This window comes from Bartonella sp. AC535YNZD, assembly GCF_042196625.1.
Classification (GTDB): domain Bacteria; phylum Pseudomonadota; class Alphaproteobacteria; order Rhizobiales; family Rhizobiaceae; genus Bartonella.
The window spans coordinates 174,768-194,930 of sequence record NZ_JBHIQP010000002.1 but is presented as its reverse complement, the minus strand read 5'-3'; the positions used below and the strand labels follow the sequence as shown (position 1 = coordinate 194,930).

16 protein-coding genes are annotated in these 20,163 nt (G+C 38.8%); 7 read left to right on the top strand and 9 right to left on the bottom strand.

Features of this window, described 5'->3' with window-relative positions; all coding sequences use genetic code 11:
* Nucleotides 1-127 precede the first annotated feature (127 nt).
* Genes ACFIM8_RS02070 through ACFIM8_RS02055 form a run of 4 tightly spaced genes read right to left on the bottom strand, consistent with a single transcriptional unit; the run spans nucleotide 128 to nucleotide 6,959 of the window.
* A complete protein-coding gene (locus ACFIM8_RS02070; protein WP_375614409.1) occupies nucleotides 128-2,224 on the bottom strand; it encodes a glutamine amidotransferase in 2,097 nt (698 codons plus the stop codon).
* Complete coding sequence (locus tag ACFIM8_RS02065; protein WP_375614408.1) at nucleotides 2,221-5,019, bottom strand: DUF4159 domain-containing protein; 2,799 nt, start codon at nucleotides 5,017-5,019, stop codon at nucleotides 2,221-2,223. Before ACFIM8_RS02065 ends, ACFIM8_RS02070 begins: the two co-directional genes overlap by 4 nt.
* The gene (locus ACFIM8_RS02060; protein ID WP_375606358.1) at nucleotides 5,016-5,927 is read right to left on the bottom strand and encodes a DUF58 domain-containing protein; all 912 of its coding nucleotides are present in this window, start codon (nucleotides 5,925-5,927) and stop codon (nucleotides 5,016-5,018) included. The genes ACFIM8_RS02065 and ACFIM8_RS02060 overlap by 4 nt, the downstream gene beginning before the upstream one ends.
* Nucleotides 5,928-6,959, bottom strand: a complete 1,032-nt coding sequence (locus ACFIM8_RS02055) for an AAA family ATPase (RefSeq protein WP_375614407.1) — start codon at nucleotides 6,957-6,959, stop codon at nucleotides 5,928-5,930.
* Nucleotides 6,960-7,204: 245 nt separating this feature from the next.
* Between ACFIM8_RS02055 and ACFIM8_RS02050 the strand changes: the two genes are divergently transcribed.
* Nucleotides 7,205-8,458 carry a CCA tRNA nucleotidyltransferase gene (locus ACFIM8_RS02050; RefSeq protein WP_375614406.1) on the top strand — a complete coding sequence of 418 codons (1,254 nt, stop codon included), beginning with the start codon at nucleotides 7,205-7,207 and terminating at the stop codon, nucleotides 8,456-8,458.
* Nucleotides 8,459-8,943: 485 nt separating this feature from the next.
* Here the strand turns inward: ACFIM8_RS02050 and ACFIM8_RS02045 are convergent, their stop codons facing one another.
* The gene (locus ACFIM8_RS02045) at nucleotides 8,944-9,420 is read right to left on the bottom strand and encodes a tRNA (cytidine(34)-2'-O)-methyltransferase (RefSeq protein ID WP_375606355.1); all 477 of its coding nucleotides are present in this window, start codon (nucleotides 9,418-9,420) and stop codon (nucleotides 8,944-8,946) included.
* 739 nt (nucleotides 9,421-10,159) lie between these two features.
* Between ACFIM8_RS02045 and petA the strand changes: the two genes are divergently transcribed.
* The 4 genes from petA (at nucleotide 10,160) to ACFIM8_RS02025 (ending at nucleotide 13,403) form a co-directional block, all read left to right on the top strand.
* Nucleotides 10,160-10,708: a ubiquinol-cytochrome c reductase iron-sulfur subunit gene (gene petA / locus ACFIM8_RS02040; RefSeq protein WP_375614405.1), complete on the top strand. Its 549-nt coding sequence runs from the start codon at nucleotides 10,160-10,162 to the stop codon at nucleotides 10,706-10,708.
* A gap of 4 nt (nucleotides 10,709-10,712) precedes the next feature.
* Nucleotides 10,713-11,969, top strand: coding sequence for a cytochrome bc complex cytochrome b subunit (locus tag ACFIM8_RS02035; protein ID WP_375606353.1), 1,257 nt, complete (start codon nucleotides 10,713-10,715; stop codon nucleotides 11,967-11,969).
* Entirely contained in the window at nucleotides 11,963-12,859 is an 897-nt protein-coding gene (locus ACFIM8_RS02030) for a cytochrome c1 (RefSeq protein ID WP_375614404.1), read from the top strand. The genes ACFIM8_RS02035 and ACFIM8_RS02030 overlap by 7 nt, the downstream gene beginning before the upstream one ends.
* A 103-nt stretch (nucleotides 12,860-12,962) precedes the next feature.
* Complete coding sequence (locus tag ACFIM8_RS02025; protein WP_375606351.1) at nucleotides 12,963-13,403, top strand: PRC-barrel domain-containing protein; 441 nt, start codon at nucleotides 12,963-12,965, stop codon at nucleotides 13,401-13,403.
* 155 nt (nucleotides 13,404-13,558) lie between these two features.
* Here ACFIM8_RS02025 and ychF read toward each other — a convergent pair whose 3' ends face one another.
* Nucleotides 13,559-14,662, bottom strand: a complete 1,104-nt coding sequence (ychF, locus tag ACFIM8_RS02020) for a redox-regulated ATPase YchF (protein ID WP_375606350.1) — start codon at nucleotides 14,660-14,662, stop codon at nucleotides 13,559-13,561.
* Nucleotides 14,663-14,927: 265 nt separating this feature from the next.
* Between ychF and ACFIM8_RS02015 the strand changes: the two genes are divergently transcribed.
* Nucleotides 14,928-15,671 (top strand): L,D-transpeptidase, encoded by a 744-nt coding sequence (locus ACFIM8_RS02015; RefSeq protein WP_375606349.1) that lies wholly within the window; start codon nucleotides 14,928-14,930, stop codon nucleotides 15,669-15,671.
* A 416-nt stretch (nucleotides 15,672-16,087) separates the two neighbouring features.
* Here the strand turns inward: ACFIM8_RS02015 and pth are convergent, their stop codons facing one another.
* Nucleotides 16,088-16,663 (bottom strand): aminoacyl-tRNA hydrolase, encoded by a 576-nt coding sequence (pth, locus tag ACFIM8_RS02010; RefSeq protein WP_375606348.1) that lies wholly within the window; start codon nucleotides 16,661-16,663, stop codon nucleotides 16,088-16,090.
* A 76-nt stretch (nucleotides 16,664-16,739) separates the two neighbouring features.
* Nucleotides 16,740-17,369 (bottom strand): 50S ribosomal protein L25/general stress protein Ctc, encoded by a 630-nt coding sequence (locus ACFIM8_RS02005; protein WP_375610123.1) that lies wholly within the window; start codon nucleotides 17,367-17,369, stop codon nucleotides 16,740-16,742.
* Nucleotides 17,370-17,656: 287 nt separating this feature from the next.
* Between ACFIM8_RS02005 and ACFIM8_RS02000 the strand changes: the two genes are divergently transcribed.
* Nucleotides 17,657-19,156, top strand: coding sequence for a helicase HerA domain-containing protein (locus ACFIM8_RS02000; protein WP_375606346.1), 1,500 nt, complete (start codon nucleotides 17,657-17,659; stop codon nucleotides 19,154-19,156).
* Here the strand turns inward: ACFIM8_RS02000 and ACFIM8_RS01995 are convergent.
* Entirely contained in the window at nucleotides 19,153-20,085 is a 933-nt protein-coding gene (locus ACFIM8_RS01995; RefSeq protein ID WP_375606345.1) for a ribose-phosphate pyrophosphokinase, read from the bottom strand. The genes ACFIM8_RS02000 and ACFIM8_RS01995 overlap by 4 nt on opposite strands.
* Between the last annotated feature and the right edge of the window lie 78 nt (nucleotides 20,086-20,163).

Sequence of the window (20,163 nt, the reverse complement as noted above, 5' to 3'; positions counted from 1 at the left end):
TTGGAAATAAGGAGAATTCCACTGTATTTTTAGTTATAAATCAATACGTTATATAATTATAAAAGACAAGTAAATACGTAAAAGGATAAGCTAAATTTAAAAACTATTATACTAAATTTCAGATTTTTTAACGGCCTTCACGATACCACATGCTGCTCAACAGTAAAAGGCAGGCAAGCAGTGCAAAAAAGCCAGAAAATATCGAAAAATAAAAGGTATTGATTAAACGGGTTTCGGTTGCTTCTTTCAGAACAATTGAATGTGCTGGGGAAGAGGACGGACTTTTTTTTGATTGAATCAGCTTGAATGGAGGAAGATGAAAATTTTCTTTTCCCTCAGAGTGTAAACGTCCGATGTAGCCACCAGTGTGCTTAATAATGGGGGCCAGTTTTTCTTGTGTTGAAGTCAAGTCAAACAACTCAAGATTATCGAGCATCCCTACAGAAGAAAGTATTGTTAAATCGCCATTTTTAATGGTAAAAACTCCTGTCTCATCAGTGGTCACAGTTGCAGTAAAAAGGCCTTCTTGTTCTTTGGTGAGAGTAATATTTTCTTTTTTTCCAGAGGGAAAGATTATTTCGACGGGCTCTGGATGCTCTTTGAGGGTTTGGCGGCGAATTGTTAAATGATGATTGCTGCTGGTTGCACTTAATTTTTCTTCTTCAAGTTCTGGTTCTTTCATAAGCCAATGGGCAATTCGTCGATAAAGAGCAGCATAAGGACCTCCGCCTTCGAAACCTCTAGCCCAAAGCCAACTTTCATCGGAAAGCAACATGCCTACACGCCCTTTATCAACATGGGAGAGAATTAAAAGTGGTTGTTCATTGGCTCCTTTCATGAGGGCGATTCCGTTATTTATATTTTGAATAGCAATTTGTCGCAACCATTGTCCCCATTGAGAAGCGGGAAGGTTAAGTGTTGCAAGACCCCTTGTGACAGGATGGCGCTCACCTTCTTTGGTTAATGTGGGGCGAAAAGGTTTTTCAATAATAGTTCCATTGGGCAATGCCGGTAGAATGCTTATTAAAGGTGTTTTCGCAAGTGAGTTTTTTTGGGTAAATTCAGGTCCTGTTACCATCAACAATGCACCCCCCTTTTGTACATATTGGGCGATATAATCATAATAGATTAAGGGGAGAACAGTAGAGTGCTGGTAGCCATCAAGGATGATGAGATCAAAGTTATTAATTTCTTCAACAAAGAGCTTTCTTGTGGGAAAGACCACTAAGGATAATTGGCTTGAGGGCGTATTATCTGCTTTGGTGGGGGGACGCAAAATAGTAAAGTGAACAAGATCAATATTGGAGTCACCTTTCAAAAGGTCTCGCCATGTCCGTTCTCCATTATAAGGAGCACCTGAAATAAGAAGAACGCGTAAATTTTCTCTGATTCCTTCAATAATTGTTATAGCGCGGTTATTTTCAAAGCTTAGTTCACCTTTGTATGGATCAGTTATAACTTGGATAATATTTTTTTCAGCATGAGGAAGAGTAATTTCAGTTTGAAAAATCACGCCAGGAGTTACAGAATAATGGCCAATGTCTTGTCCATTGACGCTTAGTGTAATATTTGCTTTCTGTGGTATTGTTTTTTTGGCGGGGCCTTTATCTTCTACCAAAATAGAGAGCGTTTGTGGTTTGTTGACAAGGGCAAAGCGTGGAGGAGAAATAAACTTGATTTGGCGATCAAATTCATCTGAGTATCCTGTAATCAAAGCATTGAGAGGTACTTCATGATGAAGATCTGATAGGTCAGGGATGTCATGCACTTGTCCATCAGTGATAAAAATGGTTCCTGCATAACGAGAGAGTGGTACATCAGATACTGCTTGTGTTAAAGTCTCAAACAAATTCGTTGAGGGCGCATACTGATTATCAGCAAGTTTTCCAGCTTCAATAAAACGTGGTTCAAATTGTGGATAATGCGCCAATACTTGAGTTAATTGCGCGCGCGCTTCATCACTGTCGTTTGTACGTGTTCCAAATGTTTGGCTTTTGCTGCGGTCAATAATAATTCCCACTGTGCTTTTCAGTGGTTCGCGCTGTTCTTTTATGATCATTGGATTAAGCAAAGCAAGGATGAGGGCGCTTAATGCCATCAGACGAAATATAGAACCTTGACGTTGCGTAACAAGACCAACAACGACAAAAAGAAAGGATATTCCGCTTAAGAGCAGAATCCAAAAGAGTGGTAAGAAAGGCTGAAAAGTAAAAAGTGGTATCATTGCCTTCTTTCTCTTTTAAAGCGTTCCAAGAGCGCAGGAACATGAACTTGGTCCGCTTTATAGTTTCCTGTAAGCACATAAAGAACAATATTTAAACCTGCGCGAAATGCCCATAGACGTTGCATTGGATCATTGGGAACAAGGGGATATTTCCATGTTCCTTTTTCATCGAGTGCCCAAGCACCGGCAAAGTTATTTGCGGTGATGAGAAGAGAACTTACGTTATCACCACTGGCAAGAGAATTTTTATTTTTTTTGTTTGTTGATGAGGATTCAACCCATAAAGGTGAACCACGGTAGAGACCAGGAAAATCTGGCATAATATAAAAGGAACGTGCAACAACGTGATCGGTTGATGTTGGCTCAATGGATGGAATATTTAATCCTTTTAAGATGGTTCGTAATCTTTGCGTTTCTGGAGTGGCATCTCCTTCAAGATTAAGATTGCTCTTTATCTGATCGCGTGTGTCAAATAAAATTGTTCCCCCATGTTTCATAAAATTATTTATTTTTTCAAGGCTTTTGGGAGTTGGTATAGGACTCTCAACATCAATTGGCCAGTAAATAAGAGGATAAAAGGAGAGTTCATCTTTATCGAGATCAAGTGCTGTAACAGAGCCAGGGGAAAGCATTGTGCGCTCTGCAATAAATTGGCTTAAGGCTTCTAGACCACTTTTACTCGTTGTATCAATTTCACGATTGTTGGTTATAACGTAGGCAAGATGTGTTGCACCAGCGGCTTGTACACTATCATGATGATTTTCTGTCGTTTGTGCATGAAGAATTGGAGCATATGCAAACAAGGCAATAAGAATTATGAGAGGGAGGAAAAACATATTATGCCGTTTATTGAAAGAAAAAATACCTCCCATCCATAAAATGAGAAAATTATCAAAGGCGAATAATAAGATGGCTAATCCTAAAAGTGGACCGGTAAGATTTTTTTCTTTTATATCGTAAGATAAAGGACTCTTGTTAAGAGAAGGTGGCAATGATGATTGTTTCATCAAGCGCGATGAATGAGTTAAGAGATTAAGCGCATAAAAATTGTTTTTGACACCATAAAGTCCTGGTGGGGTATGATAGGAAGGACGGGGTGGATTTTGAGCATCAAAGACCAGTGGAACAATATCAGAGGATGGTACTTGTAATTGTCCGTCAACGGCTATAGTTCGCCAAGGGTTTTGTACCACTGTTCTTTTTTCTCTGTGTGTTAGGTTTGTGTTTTCGTTAGAACCTAATGTGATTAATTTTTGCAGCATTTGTGCAAAAAAGCCAGAAAGAGGAAGATTAGACCATGTTGGGTCAGGAGCAACATGAATGAGAATGAGGGTTCCTTTACCACGTTTTGCTGCGGTAATAAGAGGAGTTCCATCCGAAAGGCTAAGCCACGTTTTTTCAAAAAGATCTGGGGTTGGTTCTGCGAGGATTTGGCGAGAGACAGTAACATCTCCTGGAAAGGGAAGACCAAAGAAAAAGCTATTTTTTGCAAAAGGTGCAAGCTTTTGTGGTTTTGTCCAAGACATAATACTTCCAAGGGAACGTTGGCCTGGGCGCAGTGGTATCGGAAGAAGGTTATCGTAATGTTCTGCGCTACTGAGTTTTTCTCCTGCAAAGCGGATGAGTGTTCCCCCTTTATTCACAAAATCAGAAAGTTTTTTTTCTGCATTTTCGGGCATGTTAACAATGTCACCCATAATAAAAACAGATGGATTTTGTTTAAGCAAATGATCAATATCCGTTGAAAGTTCTCTTCCACCGGCTGTTATAAGCTGTGTATGACCTTGTAAGGCTTTAATAATGTAATAAAATGGAGCAAGTAAAGGCTGTGCCATTTCATTGGTATCGGGTGAGAGAAGAGCAACACGGCTTATCCTGTTATGGCTGTCTACCAAGAAGGTTGCAGCAGCATGGTTTTGATTGTTTATTTTTATCCAAGCGATATCATTGCGTAGTTCAAGTGGTACATTAAAAGGAACAAGTACTGTTGTTTCTCCTTCAGAGAAATTGTTCGTAAATTGACCGAGAAGTTGATTATTTGAATCGTAAAGGCTGAGTATAGCGGGAGTATTACTGTGTGTTGTTGAGCGGATAATACGCGCGCCCATGTTTCCATTGTTATTTTCTATGGATGTTATGCCGGTTAAATCGGAAATATCAGTCAAATACCACAAGAAGTTTCTAGGTTTTAGTTCTTCAAGAAGAGCAAAAGCTTGCTCATCTTCATTTGTTTGTAATCCATCACTTAAATAAGCAATATCAAGAGGTTTTCCTTTGGTTATTTCGCTGAGTTTTTTGAAGGCATGCACACGGTTGACAGGCCAAGGACGCGGTTGCAAATGCATTAAATGCTGTGTTATAATCTTGGCTGGTTGGGGCTCTATATTGGAGATATCATGTTCAGCCGTTGCAACAAGATAAATATCTTTTTGCTGTTTTTCTGCCTGTGCAAGGAGTATTTCAGCGATAGAGATGCGTTTTTTCCATTCTTTTACAGAAACCCAACTATTATCAATAATGAGTGCAAGGGGTTGAGACCCAGAAAGGCTTATTGGTTTTTGATTCCAAGTGGGGCGTGCTAGAGCTATGATAACAAGTGCCGCTATGGTTAAACGCAACAAGAGCAACCACCAAGGTGTATGTTTTGCTGTTTCTTGTTGATGAGTTGGTTTGGGTAAGAAGCGAAAAGGGGGAAAAAGCTCTTTACGCGGAGATGGAGGAGTTATCCGCAATAGCCACCAAATGACCGGTAGGAACAAAAGCCCTAGTAACAGAAAGGGAGCAGCAAAACTCAAAGTGCCCTCCTTTTTTGCAATGGAGAGTCGCTCATTGTATTTGCGAGATGAAAAATGGTCTCTGTTAAAGGTTGATCCGTTGTACTAACGTGATAAGACCATCCTTGGCGTGCGCAAAAATTTACCAATTCTTGTCGCCTTGCGTGATATAGTTTACAATAGCTCTTACGAAGATCTTCTGCTTTAGTGGAAACATGTTTCTCTTTCGTTTCAGGATCCAAAAATGCTGTGTGACCTGTGTAGGGGAAGCTTTCTTCTGCGGGATCAGAAATTTCAATTAAATGAGCTGTCACCTGTTTTGTAGTTAAAACGGTTAAATGTTGGATGATTTTTTCAGGATAGTCGAGAAAATCACTCATTATAACGACATGTGAAAAGCGTGTAATCGTTGAAAAATCCGGAAATGAATTTTCATCTGAATGATTTTCTAAAGCAAAGGCTATTCGTTCTACGACATTGGATGTCATTGTGGGGGACATTAAGTTGGGAATAGCAATATGTTCGCCACTGCGTGCAAGAAGGGATGCCAAGGTAAGGGTAAGAAGAGTGGCATGATTACCTTTAGAGATTTTAGAAAAGCGCGAACAGTAATGCATTGATGCGCTCTGATCAGGACAAAGCCAAACGGTTTGTGTCATTTGCCATTCATGTTCACGGAGATATGTATTTTCATCACGCGCTGAGCGACGCCAGTCAATGCGGCTAATGGATTCTCCTTCCATATAGGGACGAAATTGCCAAAAGTTTTCCCCATTACCGCTTTTACGTTGTCTATGCCATCCGGTTATCAATGTATTAGCGATATGACGCGCTTGTAAAAGGAAATATGGCATTTTGCCAGTATCCTTATGCAGTTCATTTGCCAGCGACAATGGAGGCTTTTGTAAAACTTTTTTGCCAAGAGCCATTCAAAGAGCATCTTTCACAAGGTTATTAATAATATCTTTTACGGTTATATCTTCAGCACGGGCAGAAAAATTAAGAGCCATGCGGTGTTGTAATACGGGATAGGCCAATGCTTCAACATCATCAAGTGAAGGAGCTAAGCGTCCATAATAAAGAGCACGAGCGCGAACACAAAGTGAAAGGGCTTGTGATGCCCGTGGACCAGGTCCCCAAGAAACATAAGTATTAGCAAGGCTATTGTCTTTATGAGGGCGAGATGAGCGGACAATTTTTAAAATAGCTTCAATCACATTTTCTGAAAGAGGCATTTGGCGAACGATATTTTGAATTTTTTGCAATTTTTTGCCGGATAAAATTGGTTTTGCATTTGATTTTTTTTCTTTTGTTGTTTCTAAAATAATCCGTCGCTCTGTTGTGAGGTCAGGATAGTCAATATCGATTTGCATCAAAAAGCGATCCAGTTGTGCTTCAGGAAGTGGATAGGTCCCTTCTTGTTCGAGAGGATTTTGCGTTGCAAGAACATGAAAAGGTTGTGGCAAATCATAACGGGTACCTGCAACAGTAACATGATATTCTTGCATAGCTTGTAAAAGGGCTGACTGTGTCCGTGGGGAAGCACGATTGATTTCATCGGCCATGAGAAGTTGCGTGAAAATAGGACCTTGAATGTATCGAAAAGAACGTTTACCGTCTTTATCGGAATCCATAATTTCAGAACCAATAATATCCGATGGCATTAAGTCAGGAGTGAATTGGATGCGTTTTTCATCAAGCCCTAAGACTGTTCCCAATGTTTCAACAAGACGTGTTTTTGCAAGTCCTGGAGCACCGACAAGAAGGGCGTGACCACCAGCAAAAATAGCGATTAAAGCATATTCGATTACCTGATTTTGCCCAAAAATAACTTTGTCAATTTCTTTTTGTAAAATATCCAACTCTTTGTGTGCCGTATCAATATCATCAATAATGACTTGAGCTTCATGATTGATATTGACCTTTTTTATAGAATTGGATGATGGATCATGTTGACTCATATTTCTTCCTTAAGGCGTTTGTCGCAAAAATGGTAATTTTCTCTGCATGATAATGGATATCTTATTGTTTGTAACAGAAAATGAGAAGAAATGAAGTATCATATGCCGTTTTTTTTCATATTCATATAGAAGAGAAAAGTTTCTTTGGAAGAATAGACGTGCTTTATAAGGGATGTCTTAAAAAAATTGTTTTATGAAGAGAGTTTTTTAAAGCAATGAAGACAACTTTTTTGAAAGGTTAAAGGGTGAATATAAGACAGAACTTCAAACAGGTTGCGTGGTTACAACAAAGCGATATCCAAACACTTCTTCGTGTTTTGTCTGTGGAGGGGGAAGAGGCGCGTATTGTAGGGGGAGCAGTACGCAATCAACTGCTAGGGCAGCCTATTAGTGATATTGATATTGCCACAACCTGCTTGCCGCAACAGATTATCGCACGTGTAGAAGCAGCAGGATTTAAAGCTATTCCTACAGGGATTGCGTTTGGTACAATAACAGTAGTTGCTCATTCATGTTCTTATGAGGTTACAACGCTTCGCTGCGATATTGAAACGGATGGTCGTCATGCAAAAGTGGCATTTGGTCGTGATTGGAAAAAAGATGCTGAACGGCGAGATTTTACGATAAATGCGCTTTATTGTGATGCTGCTGGCAACCTTTATGATGATGTGGGAGGTTTGAGTGATATTGCTAGCCGAACAGTTCGTTTTATTGGGGTTGCAGAAGATCGTATTGGCGAAGATTATTTGCGTATTTTACGGTTTTTTCGCTTTTTTGCGTGGTATGGAGCAGGGCGACCTGATGTGCAAGGATTGAAGGCATGTGTTCGTTTAAAACACGGTTTAAAAAAACTTTCTTCTGAACGTATTTGGGCAGAAATGAAAAAGCTTCTTGCGGCGTTTGATCCAACGCGTGCTCTTTTATGGATGCGACAAAGCAGAATTTTGGCACTCATTTTCCCTGAAACAGAACGATGGGGTATTGATGCAATTCACGCATTGGTGAAGACAGAACAGGCTCTTGGTTGGAAAGTTGATCCATTGTTACGGCTAGAAAGCCTTCTTCCTCCTGATCCCATGCGTCTTCATGAAATGGCACAGCGCTTGCGTTTTTCTCTTAAGGAAACAACGCGATTAAAAGAATGGGCGGAGTTAGAAATAATCAGCCAAAACTGTTCTGATCATTTTGTGCAAAAACTGATTTATTTTCATGGACGACAGCCAGTTTTAGATCAATTATCGTTGTCTGTCGCTGCATCACATCTTGATCATCTGGAAAAAAGTGATGCTTTGCAAAAAGCAGAGGGTTATATTAAGCTTTATCAACTTGCCAAAAAATGGCAAATTCCAACTTTTCCTATTAATGGTAACGATTTAATAAAAAAAGGTTTTACGAAAGGTATACTTTTAGGAAAAAAGCTTAAAGAGCTAGAAATGATATGGATTGAAAGCGGATTTTTAATGGATCGTCATGCACTATTAGAAAAAATTGATTTATAATATTTCTGTTTATAAACCCACTGTTTTTTATATTTTTTAAGTCAACATATTAATTTATAATAATCACTATTCATGTGAAAGAAGAGTCCACAATATTGTAAGGTTATTTCAAACCTGTTCATATTACATCAATCAAAATTATTGCCTTACACGTCACAAGTGAGGAAAAATGATTACAGAGGGGGAAAATGTCTCTTATAAACCATCTCAAAGATAAGGATTCTCGAAAATGAGAACGAATAAAGAGAATAGTGATAGCGGTTTGCACCTTGTATGACCATAAAGAGGGGGATGTTCACTGGATTTTTACTATGAGGAGTATTTAATCATTCATAGGTGGTGATATGAGGTGATATGAAATGGATGTGATGGGCACTAATAAATGTTTATTTTACAAGCACTTAATTGTTTGAAAATGATAGGCATTATACGCTCTAACTGTTCTTTATATGTTGTATTATTGTTTTTCGTGATAATTTATATTTTTATAAAATACATTTTCTTTCATAATAACCAATTTGGCGCAATGCTTCTCCTGTTGTTATAGCCACGCTCATGGCGAGATTGAGAGAGCGTGCCTGTGGTTGCATGGGAATTTTCAGTGTGTAATCGGCCGTTTCATGAACATAATCGGGAACTCCAGCTGATTCCCGACCAAAAAGTAAAACATCATTTCTTTGATAGCATATCTGTGTATAGCATGTTTTTGCTTTTGTACTTAAAAGCAACAGGCGGCGGTTAAAGTGTTTCATGGAGCTTATAAAATGTTGCCAATCAATGTGTCGTTCTAAGGAAGCATATTCGAGATAATCCAATCCTGCGCGTTTGAGATTACGATCCGACAGATTAAAGCCTGCAGGTTCAATAATGTGCACATGTAAACCAAAGCAAGCGCTAAGACGTAAAATCGTTCCAGTATTACCAGCAATATCAGGTTGGAAAAGAGCTATATGAAGTGTCATGTTCTCTGTAATATGATTTTTCTTTCGACTTTGTAAAGAAACACCACAATTTATTCGAAAAATATGCTTTGAGAAATACATGTTTTTTACGGTTAATTTTTATTCCCTTTAAATTTCAGGGAAAAAGTTATGTATACAGATCTGTTTGGGATAAGAGAGAAGCTCCCTATTCGGGACTTCATTTTATTGAGCGATCCATGAATGGATTGGCTCATTATGTTGAAAAGTGGGATATTTAATGAGGTTAGATCATCCATTTTAATTAAAATCAACAAAATATGCTTTTTATGCAAAAACAGAAGCTTATGCAAAAAAAGAAGCGAAAAAAATACTCATACAACCAGTTGGAATTGAGAGAGGGAGAGATGCTGTAAATGTGTTAAAGAAATAACCGATAAGCTCAACTTGTTTACTGAGATATGGTCATAATAAGACTATCTTTCTTTAGAAGTGTTTATTTACATGCTATCTCTGATTTTCACGGGCGGGGGAGTAATTTTGATTGATTAATATGAATAGGTTGGAAATGAAAAAACCTTACGGTGTTTCAGGATTTCATTCACTCTGTAAAATGATGAATTATCATTATAAAACAGTTTTTTGTATAAACCATACAAATGGCAGGAGTTTTTACGGGGATGTTTTTATGATTGAGGTAACTGAGTGATCAAGCATTGTACAATGGGAGAGGGTATGGTAGAAAGGATGCTTTAGCAAAGTGTCTCTTTAAGTTAAGGCCATGGGTGAGCAAACGAGGCGGGATTTTCTGTTTTTGGTAACAGCTGTTGCAGGAGCAGTTGGAATGGGAGCGGTTATGTGGCCTTTTATCCGTCAGTTGTGTCCAGATGAAGCTGTTTTGGCATCTTCCTCTGTTGAGGTTGATCTTTCTGGTATTGAAGAGGGGATGTCGATAACGGTAAAGTGGCGAGGACAGCCTGTTGTTATTCGAAATCGTACGGCAAAAGAAATTGCTGATGCGCGCGCTACTGAATTGAGACTTCTAAAAGATCGTCAAGCGCGCAATCCTAATCTTGAAGGTGAAAAGGAAGCAACAGATTTTGCGCGTTCAGCAGGTAAAGGACGTGAAAATTGGCTTATTGTTATTAATCTTTGTACGCATCTAGGCTGTGTAACACTTGGGCAATCGGGTAAATTTGGAGGATGGTTGTGTCCCTGTCATGGGTCTGTTTATGATACAGCTGGAAGAGTGCGTTCGGGTCCAGCTAACTATAATTTGGCTATTCCTCCTTACCAATTTCTTTCTGATACTTTGCTCAAAATAGGATAAGGTTATGACAAGGTTTTCTCCTTATTGTCCTAAAAATGCACTTGCTCGTTGGTTTGATAAGCGTTTTCCTCTTCCTCGTTTTTTTTATAATGCATTTGTGATTTTTCCTGTTCCGCGTAATCTTAATTACTTTTACACATTTGGCGGTATTTTAACCATTATGCTTTTATCACAGCTATTGACAGGTATTGTCTTGGCTATGCATTATGTTCCGGATATTCATTTGGCTTTTGAAACTAGTGAACGATTTCGGCGTGAAGGGCAGTTTGGTTGGCTTTTTCGTCCATGGCATTGTGTAGGCTCTTCGTTTTTTTTTATTGCTGTTTATATCCATTTGGCACGTGGACTTTATTATGGTTCTTATAAAAATATGCGAGAAATGGTATGGGTTACAGGTATTTTTATTTATATCATCATGATGGCAATAGCGTTTTTTGGTTATGTGCTTGTTTGGGGGATGATGTCTATTTCAGCTGCTTCAGTGATTGCAGGGCTTTTCAAAACGATTCCTTTAGTGGGGTCTTGGTTGCATGAGACACTTCTTGGTGGTTATGTCGTAGGACAACCAACGTTGAATCGTTTTTATGTTTTCCATTATGTTTTATCATTTGTTTTGCTTCTTTTTGTGGGGCTTCATATTTGGGCAATTCATTGTGTTGGGCAAGGAAATCCAACGGGTCTTGCTATACAGTCAGATAAGGAAACGGTTCCATTTTCGCCTTATGCACTGATCAAAGATATTTTTGCTATTACTGTTTTTCTCATCTTCTTTGCCTGGTTTTTGTTTTATATGCCCGATTATATGGGGCAGGTTGAAAATTATAGTGTGGCAGATCCTTTAAAGGCACCTCTTCGTGTGGTTCCAGAATGGTATTTTTTGCCTTTTTATGCGATGCTTCGTGCTATAACTTTTGATATTGGTATTTTCTCTTCAAACTTTGTTGGCTTTGTTTTATTCGTCAGTTCGATTTGCATTTTAATTTTTGTGCCATGGTTAGACCGCTCTAAAATATGTTCAGCAAGATATCGACCTGTTTATAAAATTTTCTTTTGGGCGTTGGTTATTGATGTCGTTTTTCTTGGTTGGTTGGGGTCAAGAGAAATAAGTGACAAAATTCTTTTATGGACACAATTGGCTACGGTTTATTATTTTATATTTTTTTTGGTTATTTTGCCGATTTTGCCAGCGTTTGAAAAAAATTATTCTCTTCCTTCTTCAATTATGCAAGATTTAAAACAGAAAAAAAAGAGACTATGGTAAATGTTTTTTTCGGGCTGGTTGTTATTGTTGCTATGAGTTTTTCTGCTCAGAGTTTAGCGGGTGATGCCTCTGATCAGGAAGAGGGATTTATTTCTTTTCCTTTACAGGTTCCTAAAAAACAAGAATGGAGTTTTTCAGGTCCATTTGGGTTCTACGATAAGGCGCAATTGAGGCGCGGATTAAAGGTTTATAAACAAGTTTGTTCCAGCTGCCATGGGCTAAAATATGTGGCTTTTCGCAATTTAAAAGCTCTTGGGTATGATCAAGAACAGATTAAAGTTTTGGCGGGGCAGTATGAAGTGCGTGATGGTCCTAATCGAGAAGGAAAATTTTTTAAACGTGCTGGGGTTGCAACGGATTATTTTCCTTCTCCCTTTGCGTATGAAGAAGAAGCAAGACAGGTTTTGAATGGTGCTTATCCTCCAGATTTGTCATTGATGGCACGTGCACGTGGTGTATCTTTGCCTTTTCCTGCTTTAATTACGGATGTTTTGACTCATTATGATACGGCTGGTCCAGATTATATTACAGCTCTTTTAACAGGATATCAGGAAGCGCCGAAGAAAGTAAAAGTTGCTGATGGTTATTGGTATAATCCTTATTTTATTGCCAGTAATTTTTTAACTATGGCACCTCCTTTGAGTGATGGTGTAGTTGCTTATGAAGATGGAACCCCAGAAACCGTTGAACATTACGCTCGTGATGTTTCTGCTTTTTTGATGTGGTCTGCTGATCCTCATATGGAAATTCGTAAAAAAACCGGTTTTCGTGTTATTTTATTTTTAATCATTTTTGCAGGGCTTGTTTATATTTTAAAAGGTCGTATTTGGCGTAGTTTAGAAGAAGAGTTTGAGAAAGAAACAAAAGACGAAATAAAGAAAAAAGGATAAGGCGACTGGTTTTGAAAGAGTATAAAAAGCATAAGGAACAAATCTGTTTATAATGCATTGAGGTTTTATAAAGTAAAAGCAAAGTAAAAACGGAGATGTTAAAATGAAAAAAATTTCATGTACTACTCTTATGTCAATTTTGATGATTTCTAGTACTTATGCGCAGTCTTTTGAAGGACCTTCTAAACCTGAAATGATTTCTTCGACAGGTATTGTACAGGTAGGGATAAATAATTCTGTGCGTTATGTAACACCTTTAGCAACGGATTTTGTTGCTTCTAGCCTTATAGGTGCTAAGGTATATAATATAGAAGATGAAAATATTGGTGAAGTAAAAGATATTATTTTACGTGAAAATAATATTGCGGGATTTGTTGTTGCAGTTGGTGGTTTCCTTGGTATAGGGGAGAGTTATGTGGTCGTTTCTCCAGAAACAATCCAGATGACAAATGATTATGGTAAGTGGAAACTTATTACAAATGCGACAAAAGATTCTTTAAAGGACGCTCCAACATTTAAATACGAAGGGCGTTGGACGCGCTAATTTTATATTTCCATTCTTGAATGGATAAAACAGTTGCTGTCACAATAATGGTAGCACCTGTTTTTTGTTCAGGAGACCTTTAGGAACTTTTGCGGTAAGCTCTCATGAACTTAATACAAAATTTTCAAGATAAACTATTAAGATAGAGTGAAGATTTAAGTATTATGTTTAAATAACATGATATCGCCATCTTGCACAATGTATTCTTTTCCTTCATCGCGGGCTTTTCCTGCTTCTTTTGCACCGCTTTCTCCACCCAGAGCAATATAGTCATTGTAGCTGATGGTTTGTGCACGAATGAAGCCGCGCTCAAAATCTGAGTGAATAACGCCAGCTGCTTGGGGAGCTTTGGTACCACGCGCAATTGTCCATGCTCGCGTTTCCTTAGGCCCACAGGTGAAGTAAGTAATGAGATCAAGTAAATGATAACCAGCGCGAATAAGGCGATTTAAACTTGGTTCAAAGAGTCCTAGAGCATTGAGATATTCTGAGGCTTCAGCATCACTCAGTTGCGTGATTTCCGCTTCGATAGAAGCCGAAATGATAATACTTTGCGCATTTTGCTCTGTTGCCATTTTTTCAACTGTTTGGGTAAAACTATTGCCATGAGCGGCGTCATTTTCGCTTACGTTGCAAACATAAAGTACAGGTTTGGAGGTTAAAAGATTTAAACTTTTAAGAATGTTCTTTTCATCAGAAGAGATATCTTTGAGTAATAAGCGGACAGGGTTTCCCTGTTGCAGTATGTTTAATGCTTTTTCCATAATGGGTAGAATTGTAAGGGCTTCTTTATCTTTTCCAGTTGCTCGTTTACGGATTTGTACGATTCTTCTCTCAAGACTTTCAAGATCTGCAAGCATAAGTTCGGTTTCAACCGTTGTTGCATCACTAACAGGATCAATACGTCCTTCTACGTGGGTAATATCTTCGTTTTGAAAACAGCGTAAAACGTGGACAATGGCATCGACTTCACGAATATTGGCTAAAAATTTATTCCCTAAACCTTCGCCTTTTGAGGCTCCTCGTACCAACCCCGCAATATCCACGAAGTTAATGCGTGTAGGAATCGTTTCTTTTGAACCAGCAATTGATGCAATTTTTTCCATTCGTAAATCTGGAACAGCAACTTCACCGGTATTGGGTTCAATAGTACAAAAAGGATAATTGGCAGCCTGTGCAGTGGCTGTTTTTGTTAATGCATTAAAAAGAGTTGATTTCCCGACATTAGGTAATCCGACAATACCGCATTTAAAGCCCATGAGAGTCTTTCTTTTCTACTGATTTTATGGTTAAGATAAAGCTTCCTTTTTATAGCATATTTTCAGAAGAGTTATAGTCCTTGTCTTGCGATAAGTGAGAAAAAAGTCTAAAGTAGTAGGTATCTACTTTTTTACCTTAGTTCTTCTTATCTTAATGCTCTCCTTAGTTACAAGGATAAGAAAACTTCGAATTAATGTTAATAGTGTGCTAAGTTTTTCATGGTATGCAAATCTGCATAAATAATTAATCGGAGAAAATAGAAGAGTGTTATCTCGTTGTGCCTTTTTAATTGCAGCACTTTTGGCTTTGGCTGGATGTGCTACACGTCAGTCAGATATGTCATCGGTACCTTTTCAACAAGTTCGATACATTCCACCAGAAATACAGGCTTTGTATGGTCCTGTAACGAATGAGGCCTATTCGTTACCTGCTGTTGATCTTGCGACAATTGATCCAAAATATTGGCGACAAGAGGTGATTTATTATACATCTTATGCGCCTGGAACATTGGTTATAGATACGCAAGAGTGTTTTCTTTACCTTATTGGTGAAAATGGAAAAGCTTTGCGTTATGGGATTGGTGTCGGTAAAGAAGGCCTAGCATTTGAAGGTGAGGGGGTTATACAGCGCAAGCGTCGGTGGCCAAATTGGGCTCCTACTGCAGCTATGATGGCTCGAGAACCAGAACGTTATGGTCATCTTGGGAAAGGAATGCCACCAGGGCCCGATAATCCATTAGGTGCGCGGGCACTTTATTTGTTCAAAAATGGGAAAGATACACTTTTCCGTATTCATGGCTCACACGAATCGTGGTCAATTGGGCGTGCTATTTCAAGTGGGTGTATCCGTTTGCTTAATCAAGATATTATCGATCTTTATGATCGTGTTCCCGTTGGTTCGCGTGTTGTGGTATTGCAAAACAATAGGAGTATTCCTACAGTTTATAGTCAACAATCAAATGGTTACGATCCGCTACAATCGACCATTCAGCCAAATGATTTTTTTTAATTTAGGGGAGAAGATTGGAGAGAGCCGTTTGGGTATTTTGGTTTGCTGTTCAATCTTCTCTTCCTCCAAAAAAAGAGTATAGACCTCTTCTCTGTTTCAAAAGATATGTACAAATATCATTGTTCTATTTGCTAGCTTTCATATTTTCCCAACAGGTTTTGCCTTTGAGGAAATTTATAAGAGGCATTTTTCTTTCTTTTTTCAAAAGTTTTTATCCATATGTCCTCCAACTTGTGAGGTGTAAGCCAATGGTTTTTATGGTTTCATTATTAATAGATTTAAAATAAATCTTGTGATATTTGGCATTTCTATTCAAGAATATAAAACAATTAATTCTTATAAATCAATAAGTTATATGTATAGATTTTATAGAGAAAAGTTGTTTTTTTATTGATGAGAGAAATAAGCTGTTAGGGTCAGTTCTTATTTTTTATTGTTTGTGAAACTTCATTCATAAAGAGGGATTTGTCATCTTTTATAAGGAGAGCGATATTTTTTGCGATTGCCTCTAAGAGAGGGGGAAGCCATTCTTGATCAGATTTGGTAAAATTTCCTAGGACATGCTGATGAACAAGTTCTTTGCTTCCAGGATGACCAATTCCTATGCGTATACGGCAATAATTAGTACCACAATGGGTATCAATAGATTTAATACCATTATGTCCATTATTTCCTCCACCAATTTTTACACGGACTCTTCCCGGAGGCAGGTCTAACTCATCATAAATGATGATCAAATTCTTCAAATCTAATTTATAAAATCGCAAAGCTTCACCGATAGCTTGACCCGAGCAATTCATAAAAGTTTGCGGTTTTATAAGAAAAATTTTCTCATTATCTATGAAACCATTGGAGATTTCTGCTTGAAACTTTTTCGACCATGGAGAAAAAGAGAAGGACTGATAAATGGCATCAACAGCCATAAAACCGATATTATGGCGGTTATTTTGATATTGTAAACCAGGATTACCAAGACCAGCAATAAGCCACATGTGTATTTTCAGTCAAAGTATGAGTAAGGGTAATGTCTCATAAATTAAGGCGGAAAAAATTTCCGCCTTTTGAGTTTTATGAAGTTTCCGTGTCTTCTTCATCATTTTCTTGTTCAGAGGTTTCATCGCTGACATCCATGCCAGCAGGAGCTGCAATGGTTGCAATGGTAAAGTCTCGATCTTGGATGATGGGAGTCACATCTTTTGGCAGTTGCACTGCTGAAATGTGAATAGAATCACCAATAGAGTAGCTGGAGAGATCAATTTCAATAGCTTCAGGAATAGCACTTGCTGGAGCTGTACATTCAATTTCGTGCCGAACAATATTGAGGACACCACCCTTTTTAAGTCCAGGGGCCGTATCTTCATTGAGGAAGTGGACAGGAATATTCACTTCTACAACGGATTTTGCTGAAATGCGTAAGAAATCTACATGGAGGGGAAAGTCACGCACGGGATCTAATTGATAATCTTTTGGCAAAACCATAATTTTTTGCTTGTCAAGAATAATCGTTGCAATGGTGGTACGAAAGCCACCAGCGTGAATTTTATAGAAAATTTCTTTATAGGGAACTGTTATTGCCAAAGGAGGTTGTTTTTCACCATAAATGACAGCAGGAATAAGACCGTTGCGGCGAAGTTCACGGGAGGACCCCTTACCAACCCGCTCGCGTTTTTCGGCCTTAAGAGTGTAGCTTTTGCTCATAATTTAAGTCCTTTTTACATGATTGGAGATCCTTCAAAAACAATAACAGTTTTTGCATGGATATGAAGATATGCGCTGATAAGCAGCGATTGCTCCATTCTGCGTTGCCTCCAAGGGTGTCTACGCAGAAGTCTGTTCTATAATTCAAACTATTCATAGATGCAAGAGTTGTGGGAAAAATCGATGATTTCTATCGTTAAAAAAGAGGAAATGTTACACATTATGGTACAGGATGGAGAATCAACCAATATGCGCTGATATGTTCAAAATCAAACACTGGAGATGTTATGAAGGTTGAGATTGCCTTGGGTGAGATATCAGAGAGTCGTGCTTTGCATAAATCGATGCCAGCACTTCTTGATTTGGAAGAGTTATTGGCAACACGTCTTCTTGTTCAAGGTAATTCTGGTTCAGGTAAATCACATCTTTTACGCCGTCTTCTAGAACAAAGTGCTCAGTGGGTACAGCATTGTGTGATTGATCCAGAAGGTGATTTTGTAACTTTGGCAGACAAATTTGGTCATGTTATTGTAGAGGCTCAACGGAGCGAACTAGAATTGACGCGTATTGCGCATCGCATTCGACAACATCGGGTTTCTGTAGTATTTAATCTTGAAGGTTTGGATACTGAACAACAGATGCGTGCTGTGGGTGCTTTCCTTGGGGCACTGTTTGATGTGGAACGTGATTATTGGTATCCTATGCTTGTCGTTGTTGATGAAGCACAATTGTTTGCTCCAACTGCTGCAGGAGAAGTTTCTGATGAAGCACGTAAAATTTCACTGAGTGCTATGACTAATCTTATGTGTCGGGGGCGCAAACGTGGTCTTGCTGGTGTTATTGCGACACAACGTTTGGCTAAGCTGGCCAAAAATGTTGCTGCTGAAGCTTCAAACTTTTTAATAGGGCGGACTTTTTTAGATATTGATATGGTGCGCGCTGCTGATCTTTTGGGAATGGAGCGTCGTCAAGCAGAAATGTTTAGAGATCTTGAGCGGGGAAATTTTATCGCTTTAGGTCCCGCTTTATCACGACGTCCCTTACCAATCATTATCGGTTCTGTTGAAACTTTGGCACGCTCTTCTAGTCCTAAATTAATGCCACTTCCAACAGAGCGGGATGATGTGCAAGAGCTCGTTTTTACTGCTTCACCAGAGGAAATTTTAACGCCATTTAAACAAACACGAGAGCCGATGAGGGAAAAATCAATGCACGAGATGTTAGAGGAGGTAGTACATAAAAAACAAGAGCTGTTGGAAGAAAACTTGAGTTTATTTCCTGAACTTTCTGATGTTGAGCGTGACGGCCAAGCAGAACATATTATTCGGGAAATTCTTGAGGATTCTGAGGCTTTTTATCGTTCAACAGCGGTGCTTTATCAAGATTTTTCAGTTCGTTGCCGTATCCATGGTATGTCAAAGGTTCCTTTTAATCTTTCACAATTTCGGCGTAAATTGGCTATTGCTCAGGCTTTTGTTGATGAACAAACGGCTGTCAGTGAACATTGGAAACATATTTTGCAGATATCAGAAAGTTTGGAAGAAGATGTTCAAGGAGTCTTCTTGAACGTGGCTCAAGCCGCATTGGGCGGAAAGCCTTGTCCATCCGATGCATTTTTAGCACGTCTTTATGGGACTCATTCTTTAAGCCGCGTCCGTCGGCTTTTAACCTACTTTGAAGAACGCGGTCTCATTGTTATTCATACGCATTTTAGTGGCCAACGCATTGTTGCATTTCCTGATCTTGGTGTTGAAACAGCACCAGGAGATCCCAAGGAACCACTTTAACCAAATAAGCTTGAAACGGATTGTTCTGCTGCTGTCCTTGCTATTGCTTCTCCCATAAGGTCGGCAATGGGCAAAACACGAATATTATGGGTTTTCTCAATAGCTTGTGTTGGCATGATTGAATCTGTAATAACCAATTCTTTCATCTCTGAATTGGCAATTCGCTCGATTGCATTACCAGAAAGAACACCGTGCGTGATATAAGCTGTGACACTATTGGCACCATGTTTAAGCAGAGCACTTGCTGCATTGCATAAAGTTCCACCTGAATCAACAATATCATCAAGCAAAAGGCAATCTTTTCCCGATACATCTCCAATGATATTCATAACTTCTGATTCACCGGGGCTTTCGCGACGTTTATCCACAATAGCGAGCAAACTGTTCAAGCGCTTGGCGAGTGCGCGCGCGCGCACCACACCACCCACATCAGGTGAAACAACGATAACATTTTCAAGAGAATAATGCACTTTGACATCGCGAGAAATGACAGGAACAGCATAGAGATTATCTGTAGGGATATCAAAAAAACCTTGAATTTGTCCTGCATGAAGGTCCAATGTTAAAACACGATGGGCCCCTGCTTCAGTAATGAGGTTGGCAACAAGTTTTGCAGAAATAGGAGTTCGTGGTCCTGGTTTTCTATCTTGGCGTGCATAGCCAAAATAGGGGATAACAGCTGTAATACGACGCGCAGAAGAACGACGAAGGGCATCAATCATGATGAGTAATTCCATCAAATGATCATTTGCGGGATAGGATGTAGATTGCAAAACAAAAACATCTTGTCCACGTACATTTTCATGCAGTTCTACGAAAATTTCTTGATCAGCAAAGCGCTTTACAGTTGCTTTGCCTAAGGGGATGTTCAAATAATTTGCAACATCTTCAGCTAGGCGTGGATTAGAATTTCCGCAGAAAAGTTTCATAGTAGAACCTCTGAATCATCATGGTAGGAATGCGACACGGTTTTTAATTTCTTTTTATTAAATTGCAAGAAAACAATT